The sequence below is a fragment of the Microbacterium panaciterrae genome (genome assembly GCF_039541635.1).
Lineage (GTDB): Bacteria > Actinomycetota > Actinomycetes > Actinomycetales > Microbacteriaceae > Microbacterium > Microbacterium panaciterrae.
On sequence record NZ_BAABGP010000010.1, the window covers coordinates 39131 to 58020 of the forward strand.

Here is an 18890-nt window from a genome sequence, read left to right on the forward strand (position 1 = left end):
CGGGGGCCGATCATGACGCTGCAGACACAGCCGTCGACGATCCTGGTCGTGATGGGGGTCTCCGGATCCGGCAAGAGCACGCTCGCCGGGGTCCTGGCGGGCAGTCTCGGGTGGGCCCTGCAGGAGGGGGACGACCTGCATCCCGCGGCCAACGTCGCGAAGATGGAGGAAGGGATCCCGCTCACCGACGAGGACCGCTGGCCGTGGCTCGCGCTGATCGGGGAATGGATCGATGCGCGGCAGGCCGCGGGAGAGCCGGGCATCGTGACCTGCTCGGCGCTGCGGCGCAGTTATCGCGCCGTCCTCGCGCGCCCCGGCGTGGAGTTCGTGCACCTGGAGGGCACTCGGCACGACCTGGCGGAGCGGCTCGGACGCAGGCTCGGTCACTTCATGCCGGCGGCGCTGCTGGACTCGCAGCTCGAGACCCTCGAGCCGCTGGGCGCGGACGAGGCGGGGTTCGTCGTCGACGCTGCTCTGCCGGTGCAGGAGGCCGCCGCCCAGGTGCTCACCTGGCTCGGCGAGCACGGCGCACAGACGCCCGCGTAGATGGACTGAGTACGACAAGTGCCACCGTCCGATGCCGGTGCCACAATGTCCCCATGGGGAACGTGGGGAACGTCGAACTGGAATCAGCCAGGGTCCTGCGGCTGCTGCGGGACTCGATCCTGGCGGGCGTTCGCAGGCCGGGGGACCGGCTCATCGAACGGGAGATCGCGGACGAACTGGCGGTGAGCCGGCTGCCCGTGCGAGAGGCGATCAAGTCGCTGGTGAACGAGGGCCTGCTGCTCGCCCGTCCGCGCTCGTGGGCGGTCGTGCGGCAGTTCACCGCGCAGGATGTGGACGACATCGCCGAGGTCCGTGACGCGATCGAGGTCGTCGTCTTCGAGATGGCCGCGCGCCGGCACACGGCGGACGGGCTCGCCAAGGTCAAGGCGGTTCTGGATCGCGAGTTCGCGGCGGCGAAGGCGGGGAACGCGCCGGCGGCGCATGTCGCGGGAGCGGAGTTCCACCTGCTCATGGCCGAGCTGGCGCAGAACGCGACAGTGGACGAGATCCTCGGCATGATGCGCAGCCGGCTGATCCTGCTGTTCAAGGAGCACGAGGACCTCCTCTCGATGGCAGAGGATCACGCGCGCATCTACGAGTCCCTGGCGCTGCGCGACCTGCCGACGCTGCGCCTGCGCGTGCAGCGGCACCTCCGCGCGGGTACGGAGACCGCGCGGCGCCGGCTGGCCCAGCTCACCGCGGCGACCGCCGAGCGGCGTGAGGCGTCCACGGCCACCGCCGACGAGGAGATCCTCGAAGGAGCTCCCGCGGCCGGGGAATGACCACCCGGCACGGTCCGGCCGTGCCGTCGCTCAGTGCGGGGTCATCGGCGTCGTGGTGTCGATCGCCTCACGCAGCGGCGCGCGCATCGCGCCCCAGTACCGCACCGGGGCGAGCCGGACGAGGGCGTCGACGAGCCCCGACTCGCGCCCGATGAGGGTGCGCGCCCGGCGCTGCACGGTCGCGCGGACGATGCGCTCCGCCGCGTCCGCCGGCTCCATGTGGTACATCGCGGCCTGGGCTGCGGCCGCCCGGCCGGCGACCCCGGGATCGATCGCCGCCGCATAGCGCCCGTGCAGGATGATGCCGGTGCGGACCCCGGCCGGATAGATGGCGCCGACCGAGACCGTCGAACCCTCCAGCTCGTGCCGCAGCGCCTCGGAGAACGCGCGCACCGCGAACTTCGTCATCGCGTACGGGATCCGCCCGGCCGGGGCGGCCAGCGCGTAGATGCTCGCCAGGTGGGTGATGTGCGCCGCCGGCTGCCGGCGCAGCAGCGGCAGCAGCTCCTTCGTGATCGACACCGTGCCCCACAGGTTCACGTCCATCAGCCAGCGCATCTCCTCCATCGTGAGCTGGTCGAGGGAGCCGAGCATCGAGGATCCGGCGCACGTGATCAGGGACTGCAGCTGGGGGTGCTCGGCCTTGATCTCCGCGGCGATGGCGGCGACAGCAGCGTCATCGCTCAGATCGACCGGATGCACCGTGACCCTGGTGCCGCCCGCGCGGAGCTCATCGGCCACCCGGGTCAACCCGCTGCGGTCACGATCGATCAGGGCGAGCTCCGCGCCGCGGCGCGCGAGCGCCTTGGCCGTCTCTGCGCCCATGCCGTTGGCTGCTCCGGTGATCGCACTGCTGCGGCCGGACACGTCGAGAACGCGCAACGCTCCTCCTACTGCTGCGCCCTCGCTCGCATCCTCGCGCGCGTCGGGTGGGCTCAGACGATCCCATCCTGCCTCATGTCCCACCTGGGCGGAACCGGTACTCTCGATATCGGGAGGTAGGAGTGGGAAAGACTGCGGATGCTGTCGCCGAGGGCGTCGCCATCGCCACCTCCGCCGCCCGCCTGGTCGTCAAGAACCACATCCTGGTCGGAACGATCGCGCAGGGCGGATCCTTCGACGTGGCGAAGTACATGAACGATGCCCGTGAGGCGCTCCTCGATCTCGTCGCGGAGTCGGAGGAGGCGGCCGAGATGGCCAACTCGCTGCGCAAGCGCGCGCACGGCCGCTACTCGGATCCGCACGGCACGCATGACTACCGCGACCGCGACGTGCGCAACCTGAAACGGCGCGCGAAGCAGTCGGCGGCGGTCGCGGATCGGCTGCGCGAGATGGCAGAGGATCCCGAGACGCTGCGATTCCTCGTGGAGGCCGCGCGGGCCGCGGCCTGGGGCGACGTCGCGGGCAACCTGCAGCGCCGGCTGCGGGTCGAGGCGATGCGCCCGGATGAGGATCCCGACTACGCCACCATGCGCGAGGCGCGGATGCAGGCGCTGCGTCTGGTGGATCTGCAGGGGCTGGCGTCGGACCAGCGTGCCCGCCGTAAACGGCAGGAGAAGGCCGACAAGATCGCGGCCAAGGAGACGGCCCGCGAGGACAAGCGCAGCGCCCGCCAGCCGCGCTGACGCCGAGCCCGCCCGATTCGCGTTCCCGGCGGCCTCTGAGGTATTGTTGACGAGGCCCGCGAGAGCGGGCGGTCTTGTGAAAGACCGATGCGCCTGTAGCTCAATGGATAGAGCATCTGACTACGGATCAGAAGGTTGGGGGTTCGAGTCCCTCCAGGCGCACACTGTGTTGAGACAGTGCGGAAGCCCCCTCCCCGGAGGGGGCTTCTTCGTCTCCGCGGTCGCCCCACACGAGCCAGTCAATCGTCTGGCCGGTCAGCGTTGCCCACTTCGCGGCGGCTGACAACGGCGGATCGACGTGGTCGTTCTCCCAGTTGCTGATCGTGCTGGTTGCAACGCCGAGGGTGCGTGCCATCTCCGTCTGATTGAAGCCGCGGAACTTTCGCGCGCGGGCGAACCGTTCGCCCTGTGTGGCTGCTCTCGTGATGAGTGACATCGGCGATCCTCCGGTCTGTTGGGTCTTGCATAGTCATTTTCGCGCGGAACATCGTAGATGTTGCATGTTTTTGGGAACCTTCTGGTAGGTTGCCAAATGTGTCTAACATCTTGGATGTTTTGCCCGGAGGATTGCTGACGGCGGCGCAGGTGGCGCGTCGGCACGGACTGTGCAGGGAGTCGGTGAATCTGGCCGCGCGAAGAGGCGAGCTGGAGGCCGCGGTGCAGCTTCCGGGGGTGAACGGTGCTCGGCTGTTCACCGAGGAGGCCGTGACCGCGTGGCGGTCGCCGGGCGATCGGCTGGCCGGGCTGTGAGCCGGGGGCACGTGGTGACGTGCGATCTGTGCGGCCGCGCGGTGCCGATGGTGGGACGCGGTTCCGTGTCGCCTCCGCTGGGGTGGCGGTGGACGGATGCGTCGGAGGGTCACGAAGGTGTCTTCGACATGTGCCCGGAGTGCTTCGCGCGCGTTGAGGCTCCGATCGCGGACTGGCCGGGTCGCGATGCGATTCTCGAGCGGATCTCGCTGTGAGCGGCCTGGCGCAGGCGTTCGTGCTGTTCGGGCTGGTGTACCTGTGGTGCGCCCGCTGGTTCGGCCTGCGTGACGGCTACGCGGCGCTGCGGGAGGGCGACCGGTGAGTGGGCCGGAGTGGCCGGTGCCTGAGTTTGAGGTGTGGGTCGGGGTGGTCCTTGTGGGTGTGATGACCCTCGCGGTGCTGGTGTTCGGGAATCTGCCGTGACCGGGCGGTGTGAGCACGTGTGCCGGGTCGAGTTCGGCTCTTTCGTGCTGTGCCTGGATTGCGGGTGGGAGAAGCCGACCGCGGTCCCGGATCTTCCGGCTCCGATCGGTTTGCAGCACCTCGAGCGTGCGCAGGCCCGCGTGGGTCTCCCGCCGACACGTGTCGGCGTCCGCGGTGGCCAGGATCCGGCTGGGGTGCCGTGCCCGTCGTGCGGGCACCGGTTCACGTCCCTGCATGCGTTGGTCGCTCACGCGGCGTCCTCGTGCGTTCTGGAGGGTTCTCGTGGTTAGTTTCGCGGCCGGGGCGGCGGAGCCGCTGGCCGGACTTGGTACCACGGCGAATACGGTAACCCGACGCCGTGACGCGAGTGCCTTCCGGGCGGCTCGCCGAGACCGTTTCGCGCGTCGGGTTGTGTCGCGCCGGTGGCTGCTCGATGACGCTGCTGCGGTGCACGGTCAGGATGCTGCGGTCCGGCTTGCGCTGCGCCCGGCGACGTGCGGGTGGCAGACCGGCGACACGGTGGGCGTGATGAAAGCGGCGGGCGGTCCGGCACGGTTCACGGGTGTGCAGACGTGCGGCTCGGTGTGGTCGTGTGCGTGCTGCGGGTCGCGGATCCGCGAGCACCGCTCGGGCGAGGTCCAGGATGCGGCGGCGTGGTGGGAGAAGCAGGGCGGGCAGTTCCTGTTCCTGACGCTCACGGTGCGGCACTGGGCCGAAGACTCGCTGACGAGGACGATGGACGCGCTGACGCACGCGTTCACGGCGACGATCAACGGGGCTCCGTGGAAGCGGTTCACCAGGCGGCACGGTATCCGGCATTGGATCAAAGCGCAGGAGGTCACGCTGGGCTGGCAGAACGGGTGGCACGCGCACCTGCACGTGCTGCTGTTCGTGGACCTGCCCGGCGCGGTGGCGGACGCGCGCGAGGATGCCGCGAGAGCGTGGGCGGAGGTGGACGCGGCCGCGCCCCGGGTTCGGGGCGTGAAGATCGCGAAAGCGAAGCGGCGCGATGCCGAGGTGGCGGAGGCGGCTCGGATCGCTAAGCAGGGCATCGGGCGTGAGCGGGAACGCGAACTGCACTCGTGGCTGTACGAGCGGTGGGCGGCGATGGTCGTGAAGCATGGTGGCCGGCGTCCGTCGAAGCGGCGCGGTGTCGATATCCGCTCGGTCCGTCACGGGAACGTGGTCGCGCTGTACGTGTCGAAGCTCCAGGAGGGCGACCGGGAAAAGCGCGGGTGGAAAGTCGGGTCGGAGATGACCCGGCAGGATCTGAAGAAGGGTCGGCAAGACTCCCTCGTCCCGCTCGAACTCCTCGACCTCGACGGGCTCTCGGAGGATGAGCGCGACCGTAACCGCGCGTACTGGATCGAATACGCGGCGTCGACGTCGGGGCGACGCTCGATGACCTGGTCCCGGGGTCTGAAAGAGGCTGCGGGTATCGCTGAGGTCGATGATGACGAGATCGCCGAGGCGGAAGCGGAGGAGGTCGAAGACGAGCGCGTCATCGTGATCCGCGCGGCGCACTGGCGGTCGGTCCGGGACGATCCCGACGTGTTGGCCCGGATCCTGTATCTCGTCGAAGAGGACCGGGTGGAAGACGTGGGCGAGCTCGTGCCGTTCGAGTGGCCGCCTCCGCTGAATTGACGTTTCACAAGTCCCGGATTTGCAGTTTCACAAGTCGATTGCTCGTCGTTAAGACTCGGAGCATCCCGGGATTACGGGGCTTCTGAGACAGAAACAGGTGGGTGAGATGGCTATCGGAGTGAAGGTCGATCCGCGGATCATCGCGGCGGGAACCGTGATCGCGGTTCAGGAACGAAACGGGTGGGTTTCCCCCGAGGATCGTGCACGCGGCATCGTCGGTGATGTGGACCGGTACGACGTGCTGCTGTCGCAGGGCGACGGCGGGCAACTCGTGATCCGGTACCGGGTCCGCGACAAGCTCCAGCTGCCCCAGCTCGGCGAGTATGTCGCCGTGGAGGCCCGTGTCTCCGAGGGTTCGATGTCCCGCGACGGGCAGGAGATCAGCTTCGTGTCCCTCGTCGCGGTCGCCCCGGCCTACTCCGCGCTCGACGCGATCTCGTCCGCGCTCCACGCGGCAACCTCGGGCAAGTAGGCGCTGCCATGGACGTGCAGGCCATCGGGCACATCGTCTTTGCGGTTCTGGGTGCCGCGTCGGTGTACCTCGGGCAGTACATCGGAAGTCTGATCGCTAAGCGCGGCGAGGCCTGATCGTGTTCGAGATCGCGGCCTGGTTCGTCGGCATTGTGGGCGCGTTCACCTTCCTGGTGGTCACGGCCGCGGTCGTCCTGGACGGGCGCTACTGACATGGACGCGCTCTCGATCCCGGTCCCGGACGTCCACATCTGGGCGGTGCTGCTCGGTTGGATCGGCTGCTACGTGGCGGGCCGGTACATCGGCGGTTCCCGGTGACCGCGATCGCCGCGGCGGGTGCGCTCGTGGCCACGCTGGTCGCGATTGAGGCTCTCACGATCGGCGTGAGCGCTCTGCTGAGGCTCTGGAAGGGGATCTCATGATTCGGATCGGATCGGCGTCGCCGCTGGTCGACGTGCTCGCGCCGATGCTCGGCGAACTGGGCGCGAAGATCGCCCTCACGGCGGGCCTCGTCGTCGGCGGCGCGCTCGTGGTCGCGGGGATCTGGTGGGGCGTGCCCCGGTTGATCCAGCTGTTCAAACACGTCGTGGGGGTCATGGAGTACAAGCGTTCCGACGAATACCGGAACGGCTGATGTCCACGGGTGATGTTCTCGCAGGGGCGCTTCTGCTTCTGGGTTCGGGTGTGCTGGTCGGGTTGTTCCGGTCGGTACTTGGCTGGGGAAGGGGGTGAAACATGGTTCCCACGGATCTGACGGTGGATTTCTCGGGCGTGACCGCGGCGCTGGCGTCGCTCGGCCCGCAGGTGGTCACGGCGGGCGGGCTCGTCGTCGCGGCGGGTCTCGGCGTCGCGGCGGCGTTCTGGGGCTTCCCCAAGCTCATCGGCCTCTTCAAGAAGACGGCCAAGTGAGCCTTCGACGCCCCGCACGCGAGTCGTGTGCGGGGCGTCGTCGTACCTCGATGCGGTGAAAGGTGGTGTGCGGTGAATGTTCGCAGGTTGGGTGCCGCTCTCGCGGCTGTCGCTATTGCGGCGGTCTTCGCGGTGGCGGTACCGAGCGCAGCGAACGCGGTGACCGCGCCGCCGGCTCCGGTGGAGCCGGTTCCGGTGTTGCCGTCGGTGGCGTCGAAAACGGTCGGGGCGGGTCTGGCGACGGATGCGCAACGGAACTTGGCGATCTCGGCGGCGAAAGCGCGGCTTGCGGCCACGACGGGAGTCACGACGGCCGATGTGGTGGTGCCGTTGACGAAGGCGGCGACGGTTGCGCGGGTCGGGAGCCCGGTGGGGGTGCTGCTGATCGCTCCGAGCATCGGTTGGGGGCTCGGGCAGGGCGGGTTGGTCGCGTATGCGGCAGCGACGGGGACGGACTATCAGAAGATGGTCTGTGACACGCCGGAGTGGTATCAGGGCACGAACGCGTTTCTGTCGTTCGGGATCACGCCGGATTGCAAGAGCACGGTGATCACGCCGAATGCGGATCAGATCGCGTCGTACACGCTGACGTATGGCGGTGGGGCGGTGGTGTACTCGTCGGTGGGCACGTATGGGTACTGGTGCTGGTCGAGCAGCGTTCCCGCGGGGAATGTCGCCGTGTGGAAGGTCAACGCGGGTGATGCCGGCTGGGCAAACATGAACGGCGGTTCGTCATACTGCCCGTCGGGGAAGCTCTGGACCAACCCGGCACCGCCTGTCATTGGCGTGAAGCGGGCTTCGGACGGGGTGATCGTGGCGAGTGCGACCGGTGTCGTGCCGGACCCGGTGCGCACACCGTCGTGCAAGATCACGTGGTCGGACAGCACGACGACGACGGGCACGGGTTCGACGTATAAGGATTCTACGGGCCTGCCGATGAGCGCGGCGGGGCTTGGCTGTGAACAGGCGTACGTGTCGAAGCCGGGTGGCGGTCCGGCGTTGCTCCCGTCCACGATCGAGGTCGATTCGACGGATGCGGCGGGGGCGAAGACGCAGATCAGCAAGCAGGATGTTCCCGCGTTCACGGCGACGGAGACGAAATCGATGTCTCCGAGCGTCCCGGGGGCCGGGCTCGTGCTGCGGAAGACGATCGGGACGGTCACGGACTCGTGTAACACGTGGGCCGCGGATTGCACGAACTGGTGGACGAAGACATCGGCAGGGACGGTCGAGACGGTCGGGACCGAGACGTTCAAGTGCACGTTCGGTGGTGACCCGGTGAGCTTGGATCAGTGTGGGGTGTATCGGCACACGTTCGATACGCAGACCGCGACGCCGACGATCACGGACCCCGCGACCGGGACGGATACGCTGTGGATCGCGAAACCGAACCCGGTGAACACAGCGAACCCGGGCGCGCTGGTCGGCGATGACCCGACTGGGCAGTGCGTGGCGGAGTGGCCGTCCGCGCCGGACCCGATCGCGTGGGTGCTGCTCCCGATGAAGTGCGCGCTAGTGTGGGCGTTCGTCCCGCGGACGTCTGTGCTTACGGCCACGCAGACCGCGATCGCGACGGCCTGGGCTCCCACGATCGTCGGCCGACTACCGACGGTGGTGAGTACGGCGATTGTGGTGCCTGCGGGCGGGTCGGGTTGTCAGGGTCCGCACGTGCAGATTCCGTTGCATCTGGCGGGCGCGAACGCGGACTATGACGGGTATCCGTTGTCGGCGTGCGCGGATCCTGCGGCATCGATCGCGTCGTGGGCGCGGTTGATCGGTTCCGCGATTCTGATCTGGTTCACCGGGCTCGGTATTATCCGGCGGGCGTCGTCGGTGGTGCACGCGCCGGGTGTGGGGTCGGCGGGTGGTGGTGACGGGTGATCAGCGAGTTCTTCCTCGGGTTGGCGCAGCAGTTCGTGACGTGGCTCGCGGGTCTGTTCGGCACATGGACGCCTCCGCAGCAGCTGACCGACATGGCGACCGGTGTCAGCAACTTGGTGACGACGTTCGCGTCGCTCGGCGTCTGGGTCGACTGGGGCGTCCTCGGGGCGTGCGTGACGGCGGCGGTCGCGGCGTGGGGCATCGTGCTTGGCATCAAGGTTGTGCGTGCTGTGGCGGCACATATTCCGGCGATTGGAGGGGCTGGTGACTGACCAGTCGGTGTTGGAGTTGTTCGGTGACATTGTCGAGGGCGAGCCAGAGCAGGCGGGGGTCGCGGAGCGGCGCGCGCCTGCTGGCTCGCCTCGCCGGTGGAAATCGAAGGGATCCCGCACGCGACGGGGATACACGATCCACGCGTATGTGGGGGCGAACGGTCACGGCAAATCGTTGGCGATGATGCACGACACGAAGCTGTCGATCGACCGTGGCCGGCCGATCCTGTCCACGGTGAAAGTCCTCGACCCGCGCACGGGTGACACGTATGCGGGGTATGAGCCGTTCCGGCGGTGGGACCAGCTGCTGTCGTTCTCCGACGGGGACGTGCTCATGGATGAGGTGATCGGCATCGCGGCGTCCGAGGCGGGCAAATCGCTTCCCAAGGAGGTGCAGCTGTTCTTGAACCAGCTGCGGCGGCGGGACATTCTGCTGCGGTGGACGGCGCCGTCGTGGTCGAGGGCGAACATCGTGCTGCGCGAGGTCACGCAGGCGGTGACCGTGTGTCGCGGGTTCATGCCGCGGATCGAGAACCGCGGCGATGACACGCGCGTGTGGGGCTCGAACCGGTTGTTCCGGTGGACGACGTACGACTCGATGGACTTCACGACCTGGTCAGATAACAAGGAAGCGAAGCTTAAGGGCAAAGCGAACGCGTGGATGTGGCGGCCGGGGTCGTGGGCTGAGGGCGCGTACGACACGTTCGACTCTGTCGATCATGTCGACTCGGGGGAGGGCATCTGCCTGAACTGCGGTGGCGACCGTCCGAAGCTGATCCGCCCGGCGTGCACCTGTGCAGCATGAACGACGTTATCGATCGGATCCTCGGGTGGATCGTGCACGCGGCGATCTTCCGCGGCATATGGGCACTGCCGTTGCCGTGGGTCGCGGCCGTCGGGCTGCTCGCGCTGCTCGGCTGGTGGGGGTGGCGTCGGAGGCACCGCGAACGGTAGCTTGCGGGTGTGGACATTCTGGGGATGGACCGCGCCATGTTCGTCAACCTGGTCGCGGCGCTGTTGATCGGCGTCCTGCTCGGCGTGATGCTGACGATCGTGGTCTACGCGCTTTGGCGAGACAAGCGCGCTCGACTCGAGCGTGAGGCTGTGGCCGCCGAGTCGTTTCGTCAGGGGTGGAATGGTGGCGTCGATAAGGCTTGGGACGCGGCCGCGCGTTTCGGCGCTGAGCATGCTGATCGTAGGTGGCGGGAGTGGTACGCGAGGAACTTCCCGGAGGAGTCGGACGGGGTCGCGGGATCGGCCTGATGTTCGAATGTCGGTTTGGCCGGCGGAGCTTCGCGATCGCGACGTCGCCGGCCGGCGCGAAGAACGGGATCCGCGTGTTTCCGCGGATCCCGTTTCGGTGTGAGCGATCGCTGTGAACCTGTGTTCTAAAGTCGGTTGAGGGCGACGGCGAGTAGGTCGGTGGCGTCGGTGATGTGGTGGGCCGCCCGATCGTAGTCCGTCGCTACGGTCGCGCGGATCGCGGCGGCGATGTCGTCGGACGCGAGCTGCAGCGTGAGCAGGGCGAGGTTTTCGGGTTCGTGGCGGATGGGCATGCCGACGGCGTTCGTGGTCATCGCACCGGCTCCTCGCTGCTGAGGGTGACGCGCATGGCGGTCTTGATCTGTGCGGCGGTAAGGCGTGCGACGCAGACGCCGCCGCTGATCACCTGCCACTCGGTGAACGGTTGCCCGTCGCCGGTTTCGTCGCCGGTGTACGTGACCAGGCGCAGCTTCGCGTTGGTTTCGGGGTGGAACTCGGTGGTGATGGTGCAGATCGCGGTTGACATGGTCTTGAATCCTCTCGGTGTGGTGTTTCGGCTTGGCCCGAAATCACCTGGTGATTTCGGCGCCCTCGCCGATCAGTGGAGTGGAGGGCGCGGGTCAAGGGCCGCCGGAGGCGGTTTTGCGTAGCAAAATGCGGAGCACCCTTGACGCGTGTCCGGAGCGGAGCTACCTGCCCGGAGCGTGCCGCTCTGTGGGTGGTAGTTGGCGGTCCAGGTCAGGCGTGAGCTCGTGAGGCGGCGTGAACGATTGCTCGGAGCCGGTCGGTGGGTTGCTGCACGTAGGTGCGCACCATGTTGAGATTCGCCCAGCCCATGAGGTCTGCAACGGCGTACGGGTCCCCGGTCGCTGCGACCCAGAATCGGGTGGCGGCACGGTGCCTTAGTTTGTGGATCGTCCAAGGGCCGTCAAGCAGCCGGGAGATGCGGCGACCGAGCCAGCGCGCGGACACGTGCCCGTCTTCCTCGCCGGGCCAGAGGTAGCCGCCGTCGAGCAGCTGCGCGCGGTCGGTGAGTGCTCGGGTCATAGGGCCGGTGAGCGGTACGCGTCGGTTCTTCCCGCCTTTGCCGTGCACGATGAGGTCGGTGCCGAGGAGGGTGTGGGTGAGGTCGTCGGCGTGGATGCGTGCGATCTCGGCGCGGCGTAGTCCGTGTTCGGCGGCGAGGTCGATCCAGATCTGTTCGTCGGCGTCGGCCTTGATGAGCGCGGCGAGGTAGACCCGATCCGGGACGGGGCGGGGGTCGGGGTCGCCGGGTTTGATCTTGGGGAGTGCGGCGCTCGGATCCGTGGCGGTCCGCTCGGTGGCGATCGCCCACGCCCAGAATGCGGTGAACGTGGCACGCCTCCCGCGTCGGGTCTCTCGCGCCCAGTCTTGTGTGGCGGCGTACGCGGTGAGGGCGTCGGCGGTGACGTCCCAGGGTTCGACGCCGATGCGGGCGGCGAGGTGTTGCAGGTGTTGGCGTCGGCAACGTTGCGTGGTGGTGGGGGATCCGGCGGCGGCTTGGACTTCGATGAACGTGTCGATTGCGACACGCCATTGGGGAGTGATGGTCATCGCCAGATCATGGCGGGATCGGAGTCGAGCTCGGCGAAGTAGCGCCGCATTGCGGTGTCGTCGTGGTCGGTCCAGGTGAGGTCGTGGGCCGAACAGAAGGTTGGGGGTTCGAGTCCCTCCAGGCGCACACTGTGTTGAGACAGTAGACGAAGGCCCCGACGAGAGTCGGGGCCTTCGCCGTCTCCGAAGGTCCTGCCAATCCGGATCCGCGAAGGCGATCGACGTCAGCCGGCGAGTTCGTCGCGCGCGGTGAGAAAGGCGAGCACGGCGAGGACGCGCCGGTGGTCGGAGGCGTCCTCGATCAGGTCGAGCTTGGCGAAGATGCCGCGGATGTGCGTTTCGACGGTGCGCGGGGTGAGCCAGAGGCGGCGGGCGATCGCCGCGTTCGAGCGCCCTTCCGCGACCAGGACGAGGACCTCGTGCTCGCGCGGGGTGAGGGCCGCGAGCGGGCTTGGACTCGGATACAGCGGCACCGCGTGCGCGATCGACGGCGCCGGGGATCCGGGTGATGAGCCGGATCCGCCAGGGCTCCGCGGCATCCGCGCTGCTGAGAGAGGCGCGTCGGGACGACCTCATCGTGCTGGGATGCGCCGCACACGGTGCAGCAGGCACGGTCGCCGCGGTCGAGCGGCGCGCGCGCGGCCAGGTCGAGGTCGTCAGACCCTGCTGGTGAACGTCTCGTCCAGGGCGCTGCGCAGATCCGCCCGCAGATCGTCCACGTCCTCGAGTCCGACGGACAGCCGCAGGTGACCCATCCGGCGGAACGGTTCCGGATACGCGGCGACGCGCCCTCCCTCCGTGCCGGTGTGCACGATGAGCGAGTCGTCGTGGCCGAGTGAGAATCCCGAGGTGATGAGACGCAGGTTCGCGACGAAGCGGTTCTGCAGATCCGGGTCGCCGTCGACCGCGAACGCCAGCATCCCGCCGCAGCCGCGGCCGAACTGGCGGGTGGCGAGGTCATGCTGCGGGTGCGATGGCAGCCCGGGGTAGTAGACGTAGGCGACGCGCGGGTCCTCCGCGAGGAGCTCGGCGATCGACTGCGCGGAGGCGAGGTGCTGGCGCATCCGCAGCGGCAGCGTGACGGATCCGCGCTGGATCTGCCAGGCGTTGAAGGGCGAGATGATCCCTCCGACGTCCACCATCGCGTCGGCCTTGATCGGTTCGATCAGCTCTCGCCGCCCGATCACGGCGCCGCCCATGGCATCACCGTGACCGTTGATGTACTTGGTCAGTGAGTGCACGACGAGGTCGGCGCCGTCGCGGAGGGGACGGTAGACGGGCGGAGGTGTGTAGGTCGAGTCGACCATGAGGATCGCGCCCGCGCCGTGCGCGATGGCCGCGATCACGGCGACATCGGCCACCTTCGTGGTCGGATTCGCGATCGCCTCGATGCAGACGAGGCGGGTGTGGGGGCGCATCGCCGCACGCACCGCGTCGTGATCGGTCATGTCGACGAAACTCGCCTCGATCCCGTAGCGCTGCGGGAGCAGCTCCGTCCACAGGCGCCAGGTCGCCTCGTACGTCACGTCGCTGACCACCACGTGGTCGCCCGCCCGCACGTGCGTGAAGAACACCGCGTGCAGGGCCGCGACGCCGGACGCCAGTGCGACCGCGTCCTCGCCGTCCTCGAGCGCGGCCAGCTTCTCCTGCAGGGCCTGCTGATTGACGCCGGTGTTGCGCGTGTAGAGACCCGGCGCGGTCGCCGACCAGCTGATCTCGCTGGGGTCGTCGGGCAGCTGATAGGAGTTGGCCATCACGAGCGGCGTGCGCAATGCCTTGGTCGAGTCGACGTGGATGCCGGCGTGGACGGCGAGGCTCGCATCCGACAGCGTGCCAGGCCGGGTGCGGTCGGGGCGTTCGGACATGGGGTTCCTCCCGGATCAGGCGATGTCGACGCATCGCGACAGCTTAGGCTAGCGTGTGGCATGGACATTGCCAATTGTCTATATTGCATGGAGTGAAGAGGCGGCGCCGCATGGACGGAACGGATCAGCGCATCCTCGCCGCGCTGACAGCCGACGCTCGGATCGCGCTCGTCGCGCTCGCCGCCCGCGTGCACCTGTCGCGGAATGCGGTCAAGCAGCGGATCCAGCGCATGGAGCGCGACGGCGTGATCGCGGGGTACACCGTGGTCCGTGGGACAGCGGCGGCGCGACGCGTGACCGCGATCGTCATGGTCTACCGTTCCGACCGGATGCGTGGCGCCCATGTGGTGACCGCACTCGAGCGCATCCCTGAGGTGGTGCGCTGCGACATCCAGTCCGGCGATTTCGACTTGTTCGTCACGGTGCAGGCCGACACGATGGATCGGATCGGGGAGATCTGGGAAGAGATCGCAGCGATCCCCGGGATCGACAACACGGTCACCTCGGTCTCGCTGACCCGGGTCATCGACAGGGCGTGAGGGCCGATCCTGGCCGCTGCGCCCTCACGCTCGGATGCAGAAGACCTTCGGCTGCGTCATCTCCTCGTAGGCGAACCGCACGCCCTCCCGCCCCATGGCCCCGTACCCGGCACCGCCGAACGGCATCGCATCGATGCGGTAGTCGGACGAGTCGTTGATCATGACGCCTCCTGCCTCGATCTGCTCGGCGACCCGCAGTGCGCGTGTGACGTCGGCGGTGAAGACGCCCGCGTGCAGGGCGTAATCGACGTTGTTGGCGAGTGCGATGGCCTCCTCTTCCGTCTCGAAGGAGGAGAGCACCACGACCGGCGCGAAGGCCTCGTCCTGCCACAGCGCACAGGATGAAGCAACGCCCTCGACGACGGTCGGCCAGTAGACAGCCCCCTCCCGCCGGTGCCCGGCCAGCACGCGGGCTCCCGCGGAGACGGCGTCATCGACGAGACGCTGCACGCCTTCGGCCGCGGCGACCGAGATCATCGGGCCGACGTCGGTCCGCTCATCCGCCGGGTCTCCGGCGACGAGCGTTCTCGTCGCCGTGACGAATGCATCACGGAAGTGCGCGTAGACGTCCTGCTGCACCAGGATCCGCTGTGCTCCCACGCAATTCTGGCCCGCCGCCCAGAACGCGCCCGAGACGCATGCTTCGACCGCGGCGGGGATGTCGGCGTCCGAGAACACGAGCACCGGTGCGTTGCCGCCCAGCTCCATCGCGAGTCGCTTCAGGCCCGCACCCCGGGCGATGGCCTCCCCGGTCGCGAATCCTCCGGTGAACGAGACCAGGCGCACCTCGCGCACGCCGATCAGCGCCTGCGCGAGATCCGCCTTTCCGTGCACGGTCGTGATGATCGAGTCGGGCAGGCCCGCCTCGACGAGCAGGTCCACGAGGAACGCAGCCGTGAACGGCGTGAAGGGCGACGGCTTCAGGATCACCGCGGCGCCGGCGGCGATCGCCGGGCCCAGTTTGTGCGCGACGAGATTGAGTGCGTCATTGTACGGAGTGATGGCCACGACGATGCCGAGCGGCTCGCGCGTGAACCAGCCTCGCCGGTTCTCCGATCCCTCGACAGCATCGAACGGGATGACTTCGCCCGCATGGGAACGAGCGGTCTCGGCGGACAACGAGAGTGTGGTCGCGGCGCGCTGGACCTCCTTGCGAGCCTGCCGGATGGTCTTGCCTGCCTCGCGCACGATGAGTGCGGCCGCCTCGTCGGCCCGCTCGCGCAGCAGACCCGCTGCCCGCTCGAGGATCCCATGCCGGGAGAACCGGGACAGTGCGCGGGAGGCCAGGAAGCCGGTGCGCGCGCGGCTCAGGATCCACTCGATGTCGGTGGGCGTGCTCTGCGGCAGGGAGCCGATCGTGCTCCCGTCGAACGGGTCGCGCACGATCAGCGCGGAGGCTTCCTCAGTGATCTTCGCGCCCACGACGGCCGAGGTGCTCATCGCAGCGCCTCGGCGGCCGCGCGCTGGTGGGCATCGATCGCGATGATATCGGAGAGCAGGGCGTAGCCGGTCTCGGTGCGCCCCGCGCCGGGACCAGAGACCGTCACCGTGCCGAGCAGGTCGGTGTCGAACGAGACGGCGTTGGTCGGCCCGGTGATCCCGGCGAGCGGGTGGGTCAGTGGCAGCGCCACAGGTTCCACGGTTGCGATGATGCGGCCGTCGGGATCGCGCCGGGCGGCGCCGATCAGCTTCCATCGCCGACCGTCGGCCGCGGCCTCGGCGATGTCCTCCGGTGTGATCCGGGAGATGCCCTGCCGCTCGACGTCGGCGGTGGTGATGTTCGCACCGAGGATCTCGTTCGCGAGAATCACGACCTTCAGCTGCACATCGGACCCCTCGATGTCGGCGGTCGGATCGGCCTCGGCATATCCGAGGGCCTGCGCCTCGGCGACGGCGTCTGCGAGCGTCATGCCGGTCTCCATCTGGCCGAGCACGTAGTTGCTGGTGCCGTTCAGGATGCCCTGCACCCCCGACACCCGCAGCCCCGGCAGTACGCGGGACGCGAAGCTCAGGACGGGCGTTCCACTCATGACGGATCCCTCGTACTCGAAGCGCATGCCGTGTTCGACCGCGATGCGGTTGAGCTCTGCACCGGCGAGAGCGACCGGACCCTTGTTGGTGGTGGTCACGCTCTTGCCGCTCTGCAGGGCTGCGCGCACGTGCGACACCGCCGGTTCGCCGTCCACGGGGTTGGTGTACGTGGCCTCGACGACGATGTCCGCCGTGGTGCTGCGGATGACGAAGTCGTTCTGCGGCACGGCCGCGCCGCCGGGCATCGAGGCGAACGTCACGCCGTCCGGAAGCGTGAGAGCGGTGCCCAGGTCGATCCCCTCCGTCCGCATGAGCGAGCCGAGGCGCAGGTCGGTGATCGCTACGACCCTCAGTTCGAACCCGATCTCGTCGGACAGATCCTGCCCGCGGGTGTGGATGATCTCGGCGAGGGCGCGGTTCACGCCGCCGAAGCCGATGAGGGCGATGTCATGACGGTTCACGTCGGTGCTCCTTGGATGCGGGGAGGGGTGGATGGGGGACCGCGATACATCCTGTGCGCCTCGTGTGTCGGTGTGCGCCTTCCGGATCGCCTGACCGCACTGCCATTCGGGCGGTCGGCAGGGCGTTCTGCCCGAAGCGGACGGAACCGGCCGTCGCGTTCCCTCGGGCTCTTGTGCGACGGGGATCCCGGCGGTAATCTCCGGAAACAATCTGTGCGATATCAACACATTGAAGTGGCGATATAGCACGATGAGTTCGTCTCTCCCCTCTCACCCTTCGAATGCGAGACATCATGAGCCCATTTCCCGGGGACAAAGTGCTGCCCAATGCGCTTCCCCACACCACCGCCACGCAGGTGCCGCTGCGCCGGCTGCAGCGCTCCATGGACGCGCGCCATCTGGTGATGATCGCTCTCGGCGGGGTGATCGGCTCGGGCTTGTTCCTCAGCTCCGGCTATACGATCAGCCAGGCGGGGCCGCTCGGCGCGATCATCGCCTACCTCATCGGAGCACTCGTGGTGTATCTGGTGATGGCGTGCCTGGGCGAGCTCGCCACCGCGTACCCGGTCTCGGGCGCGTTCCACATCTACGCCGCCCGCTCGATCGGACCGGCCACGGGCTTCACGACCGCTTGGCTCTACTGGCTGTGCTGGGTGGTGGCGCTCGGCTCCGAGTTCACCGCCGCGGGCATCCTCATGCAGCGCTGGTTCCCCGGTGTGCAGGTCTGGGTCTGGTGTCTCATCTTCGCCGCGGTGCTGTTCACGATCAACGCGATCTCGGCTCGCGTGTTCGGTGAGACCGAGTTCTGGTTCTCCCTGATCAAGGTCGTCGCGATCGTCGCGCTGATCGTGCTCGGCGGGGCTGCGATCTTCGGATTCACGCCGTTGTCGAGCTCGCACGCCGGCGCCCTGCTGTTCGAGAACTTCTCCACGCCCAAGGGACTGTTCCCCGGCGGGTTCGGCGGCGTCATGATGACCTCGCTCGCCGTGTTCTACGCGTTCAGCGGATCCGAGCTCATCGGCGTCGCGGCGGGCGAGACGAAGGACCCCGGCACCAACATCCCGCGCGCGCTGCGGTCCACGGTCCTGCGTCTGCTGGTCCTGTTCGTCGGTTCCATCACCGTGATCGCCGCGATCCTGCCGTACGACAAGGCGAGCGTCACGAGCAGCCCGTTCGTGGACGTGTTCCAGTACGTGGGAGTGCCTTTCGCTCCCGACATCATGAACTTCGTCATCATCACGGCGTTGCTGTCGGCGGGAAACAGCGGACTGTTCTCCTGCGCGCGGATGCTGTTCTCGCTGGCGGAGGAGGGGCACGCCCCCAAGTCGTTCATGCGCCTCACCCATCGGGGGATCCCGATCGTCGCCCTCAGCGTCAGCATGGCGCTCGGGATGGTCTCGCTGGTGTCCAGCGTCATCGCCGCGTCCACTGTCTACCTCGCCCTGGTCTCGATCGCGGGCTTCGCGGTCGTCGCCGTCTGGATGTCGATCGTGGCGTCGCAGTTCTTCCACCGCCGGGCTTTCCTTCGCCGGGGTGGCGACCTCTCGACGCTGCCGTACCGCACGCCGTTCTTCCCGCTCGTGCCGATCCTCGCCTTCGTGCTCCTGCTCATCTCGGTGATCGCGATCGCCTTCGACCCCAACCAGATCGCGGCGCTGTACTTCGGCATTCCTTTCGTAGGCCTCTGCTACCTGTTCTTCTGGTGGCGGTATGGACGTCGCGGTGCGCGGCAGGCGGTCGTGTTCTCGGAAGAGGCGCGCGTCGATCGCGCCGAGGATCCGGCCGTCGAGGGGCAGATCGCCGGCCCAGGACGATGACCCGCGGGCCGGGATGGACCGAGGGGGCGTGATGAT

24 protein-coding genes and 1 tRNA gene are annotated in these 18890 nt (G+C 68.2%); 16 read left to right on the forward strand and 9 right to left on the reverse strand.

What is annotated here, in order from left to right; genetic code table 11:
• The first annotated feature begins 12 nt into the window (after window positions 1–12).
• Both ABD882_RS08120 and ABD882_RS08125 read left to right on the forward strand, forming a co-directional pair.
• Complete coding sequence (locus ABD882_RS08120; RefSeq protein WP_345185955.1) at window positions 13–546, forward strand: gluconokinase; 534 nt, start codon at window positions 13–15, stop codon at window positions 544–546.
• A gap of 53 nt (window positions 547–599) precedes the next feature.
• Complete coding sequence (locus ABD882_RS08125; RefSeq protein WP_345185956.1) at window positions 600–1328, forward strand: GntR family transcriptional regulator; 729 nt, start codon at window positions 600–602, stop codon at window positions 1326–1328.
• 30 nt (window positions 1329–1358) lie between these two features.
• On the opposite strand, the gene ABD882_RS08130 is transcribed toward ABD882_RS08125, so the two are convergent.
• A complete protein-coding gene (locus ABD882_RS08130) occupies window positions 1359–2210 on the reverse strand; it encodes an SDR family NAD(P)-dependent oxidoreductase (RefSeq protein ID WP_345185958.1) in 852 nt (283 codons plus the stop codon).
• Between the two features lie 122 nt (window positions 2211–2332).
• On the opposite strand from ABD882_RS08130, the gene ABD882_RS08135 reads away from it, so the two are divergent.
• Both ABD882_RS08135 and ABD882_RS08140 read left to right on the forward strand, forming a co-directional pair.
• Window positions 2333–2953 carry an asparagine synthase gene (locus ABD882_RS08135; protein ID WP_345185959.1) on the forward strand — a complete coding sequence of 207 codons (621 nt, stop codon included), beginning with the start codon at window positions 2333–2335 and terminating at the stop codon, window positions 2951–2953.
• An 89-nt stretch (window positions 2954–3042) separates the two neighbouring features.
• Window positions 3043–3115 (forward strand) — tRNA-Arg (locus ABD882_RS08140).
• On the opposite strand, the gene ABD882_RS08145 is transcribed toward ABD882_RS08140, so the two are convergent.
• Entirely contained in the window at window positions 3081–3389 is a 309-nt protein-coding gene (locus ABD882_RS08145) for a helix-turn-helix transcriptional regulator (RefSeq protein WP_345185961.1), read from the reverse strand. The genes ABD882_RS08140 and ABD882_RS08145 overlap by 35 nt on opposite strands.
• 98 nt (window positions 3390–3487) lie before the next feature.
• Here ABD882_RS08145 and ABD882_RS08150 point away from each other — a divergent pair, with 98 nt between their 5' ends.
• The 10 genes from ABD882_RS08150 (at window position 3488) to ABD882_RS08195 (ending at window position 10566) form a co-directional block, all read left to right on the forward strand.
• The gene (locus tag ABD882_RS08150; protein ID WP_345185962.1) at window positions 3488–3703 is read left to right on the forward strand and encodes a hypothetical protein; all 216 of its coding nucleotides are present in this window, start codon (window positions 3488–3490) and stop codon (window positions 3701–3703) included.
• 951 nt (window positions 3704–4654) lie between these two features.
• Window positions 4655–5770: a protein rep gene (locus ABD882_RS08155; protein ID WP_345186085.1), complete on the forward strand. Its 1116-nt coding sequence runs from the start codon at window positions 4655–4657 to the stop codon at window positions 5768–5770.
• A gap of 106 nt (window positions 5771–5876) precedes the next feature.
• Window positions 5877–6242, forward strand: coding sequence for a hypothetical protein (locus tag ABD882_RS08160; RefSeq protein WP_345185963.1), 366 nt, complete (start codon window positions 5877–5879; stop codon window positions 6240–6242).
• Window positions 6243–6659: 417 nt separating this feature from the next.
• Window positions 6660–6875, forward strand: coding sequence for a hypothetical protein (locus tag ABD882_RS08165; protein WP_345185964.1), 216 nt, complete (start codon window positions 6660–6662; stop codon window positions 6873–6875).
• 101 nt (window positions 6876–6976) lie between these two features.
• Window positions 6977–7150, forward strand: coding sequence for a hypothetical protein (locus tag ABD882_RS08170; protein ID WP_345185966.1), 174 nt, complete (start codon window positions 6977–6979; stop codon window positions 7148–7150).
• A 258-nt stretch (window positions 7151–7408) separates the two neighbouring features.
• Complete coding sequence (locus ABD882_RS08175) at window positions 7409–9031, forward strand: hypothetical protein (protein WP_345185967.1); 1623 nt, start codon at window positions 7409–7411, stop codon at window positions 9029–9031.
• A complete protein-coding gene (locus ABD882_RS08180; protein ID WP_345185969.1) occupies window positions 9028–9303 on the forward strand; it encodes a hypothetical protein in 276 nt (91 codons plus the stop codon). Before ABD882_RS08175 ends, ABD882_RS08180 begins: the two co-directional genes overlap by 4 nt.
• On the forward strand, window positions 9257–10108 hold the full coding sequence (locus ABD882_RS08185; protein WP_345185970.1) for a hypothetical protein: 852 nt from the start codon (window positions 9257–9259) through the stop codon (window positions 10106–10108). Before ABD882_RS08180 ends, ABD882_RS08185 begins: the two co-directional genes overlap by 47 nt.
• Window positions 10105–10257, forward strand: a complete 153-nt coding sequence (locus ABD882_RS08190) for a hypothetical protein (RefSeq protein ID WP_345185972.1) — start codon at window positions 10105–10107, stop codon at window positions 10255–10257. The genes ABD882_RS08185 and ABD882_RS08190 overlap by 4 nt, the downstream gene beginning before the upstream one ends.
• Window positions 10258–10266: 9 nt before the next feature.
• Window positions 10267–10566, forward strand: a complete 300-nt coding sequence (locus ABD882_RS08195) for a hypothetical protein (protein WP_345185973.1) — start codon at window positions 10267–10269, stop codon at window positions 10564–10566.
• 125 nt (window positions 10567–10691) lie between these two features.
• Here the strand turns inward: ABD882_RS08195 and ABD882_RS08200 are convergent, their stop codons facing one another.
• The 5 genes from ABD882_RS08200 to ABD882_RS08220 form a co-directional block, all read right to left on the reverse strand.
• The gene (locus ABD882_RS08200; protein ID WP_345185975.1) at window positions 10692–10880 is read right to left on the reverse strand and encodes a hypothetical protein; all 189 of its coding nucleotides are present in this window, start codon (window positions 10878–10880) and stop codon (window positions 10692–10694) included.
• A complete protein-coding gene (locus ABD882_RS08205) occupies window positions 10877–11092 on the reverse strand; it encodes a hypothetical protein (protein WP_345185976.1) in 216 nt (71 codons plus the stop codon). The genes ABD882_RS08200 and ABD882_RS08205 overlap by 4 nt, the downstream gene beginning before the upstream one ends.
• 212 nt (window positions 11093–11304) lie before the next feature.
• Window positions 11305–12141, reverse strand: coding sequence for a tyrosine-type recombinase/integrase (locus ABD882_RS08210; RefSeq protein ID WP_345185977.1), 837 nt, complete (start codon window positions 12139–12141; stop codon window positions 11305–11307).
• A 224-nt stretch (window positions 12142–12365) separates the two neighbouring features.
• The gene (locus tag ABD882_RS08215; protein WP_425563348.1) at window positions 12366–12680 is read right to left on the reverse strand and encodes a helix-turn-helix domain-containing protein; all 315 of its coding nucleotides are present in this window, start codon (window positions 12678–12680) and stop codon (window positions 12366–12368) included.
• Window positions 12681–12797: 117 nt separating this feature from the next.
• On the reverse strand, window positions 12798–14006 hold the full coding sequence (locus tag ABD882_RS08220; RefSeq protein WP_345185979.1) for a trans-sulfuration enzyme family protein: 1209 nt from the start codon (window positions 14004–14006) through the stop codon (window positions 12798–12800).
• A 110-nt stretch (window positions 14007–14116) separates the two neighbouring features.
• Here ABD882_RS08220 and ABD882_RS08225 point away from each other — a divergent pair, with 110 nt between their 5' ends.
• Window positions 14117–14545 carry an Lrp/AsnC family transcriptional regulator gene (locus ABD882_RS08225; protein ID WP_345185981.1) on the forward strand — a complete coding sequence of 143 codons (429 nt, stop codon included), beginning with the start codon at window positions 14117–14119 and terminating at the stop codon, window positions 14543–14545.
• A 24-nt stretch (window positions 14546–14569) separates the two neighbouring features.
• On the opposite strand, the gene ABD882_RS08230 is transcribed toward ABD882_RS08225, so the two are convergent.
• A complete protein-coding gene (locus tag ABD882_RS08230) occupies window positions 14570–15985 on the reverse strand; it encodes an aldehyde dehydrogenase family protein (protein ID WP_345185982.1) in 1416 nt (471 codons plus the stop codon).
• Window positions 15982–17037, reverse strand: coding sequence for a homoserine dehydrogenase (locus tag ABD882_RS08235; RefSeq protein WP_345185984.1), 1056 nt, complete (start codon window positions 17035–17037; stop codon window positions 15982–15984). The genes ABD882_RS08230 and ABD882_RS08235 overlap by 4 nt, the downstream gene beginning before the upstream one ends.
• 293 nt (window positions 17038–17330) lie before the next feature.
• Between ABD882_RS08235 and ABD882_RS08240 the strand changes: the two genes are divergently transcribed.
• Window positions 17331–18854: an amino acid permease gene (locus ABD882_RS08240; protein WP_425563349.1), complete on the forward strand. Its 1524-nt coding sequence runs from the start codon at window positions 17331–17333 to the stop codon at window positions 18852–18854.
• The last annotated feature ends 36 nt before the right edge of the window (window positions 18855–18890 follow it).

Coding starts and splice junctions, on each gene's coding strand:
- ABD882_RS08120 (WP_345185955.1), top strand. CDS start 13: ATGACGCTGCAGACACAGCCGTCGACGATCCTGGTCGTGATGGGGGTC.
- ABD882_RS08125 (WP_345185956.1), top strand. CDS start 600: ATGGGGAACGTGGGGAACGTCGAACTGGAATCAGCCAGGGTCCTGCGG.
- ABD882_RS08145 (WP_345185961.1), bottom strand. CDS start 3,389: ATGTCACTCATCACGAGAGCAGCCACACAGGGCGAACGGTTCGCCCGC.
- ABD882_RS08155 (WP_345186085.1), top strand. CDS start 4,655: ATGAAAGCGGCGGGCGGTCCGGCACGGTTCACGGGTGTGCAGACGTGC.
- ABD882_RS08160 (WP_345185963.1), top strand. CDS start 5,877: ATGGCTATCGGAGTGAAGGTCGATCCGCGGATCATCGCGGCGGGAACC.
- ABD882_RS08165 (WP_345185964.1), top strand. CDS start 6,660: ATGATTCGGATCGGATCGGCGTCGCCGCTGGTCGACGTGCTCGCGCCG.
- ABD882_RS08170 (WP_345185966.1), top strand. CDS start 6,977: ATGGTTCCCACGGATCTGACGGTGGATTTCTCGGGCGTGACCGCGGCG.
- ABD882_RS08190 (WP_345185972.1), top strand. CDS start 10,105: ATGAACGACGTTATCGATCGGATCCTCGGGTGGATCGTGCACGCGGCG.
- ABD882_RS08200 (WP_345185975.1), bottom strand. CDS start 10,880: ATGACCACGAACGCCGTCGGCATGCCCATCCGCCACGAACCCGAAAAC.
- ABD882_RS08205 (WP_345185976.1), bottom strand. CDS start 11,092: ATGTCAACCGCGATCTGCACCATCACCACCGAGTTCCACCCCGAAACC.
- ABD882_RS08210 (WP_345185977.1), bottom strand. CDS start 12,141: ATGACCATCACTCCCCAATGGCGTGTCGCAATCGACACGTTCATCGAA.
- ABD882_RS08215 (WP_425563348.1), bottom strand. CDS start 12,680: ATGCCGCGGAGCCCTGGCGGATCCGGCTCATCACCCGGATCCCCGGCG.
- ABD882_RS08220 (WP_345185979.1), bottom strand. CDS start 14,006: ATGTCCGAACGCCCCGACCGCACCCGGCCTGGCACGCTGTCGGATGCG.
- ABD882_RS08225 (WP_345185981.1), top strand. CDS start 14,117: ATGGACGGAACGGATCAGCGCATCCTCGCCGCGCTGACAGCCGACGCT.
- ABD882_RS08230 (WP_345185982.1), bottom strand. CDS start 15,985: ATGAGCACCTCGGCCGTCGTGGGCGCGAAGATCACTGAGGAAGCCTCC.
- ABD882_RS08240 (WP_425563349.1), top strand. CDS start 17,331: ATGAGCCCATTTCCCGGGGACAAAGTGCTGCCCAATGCGCTTCCCCAC.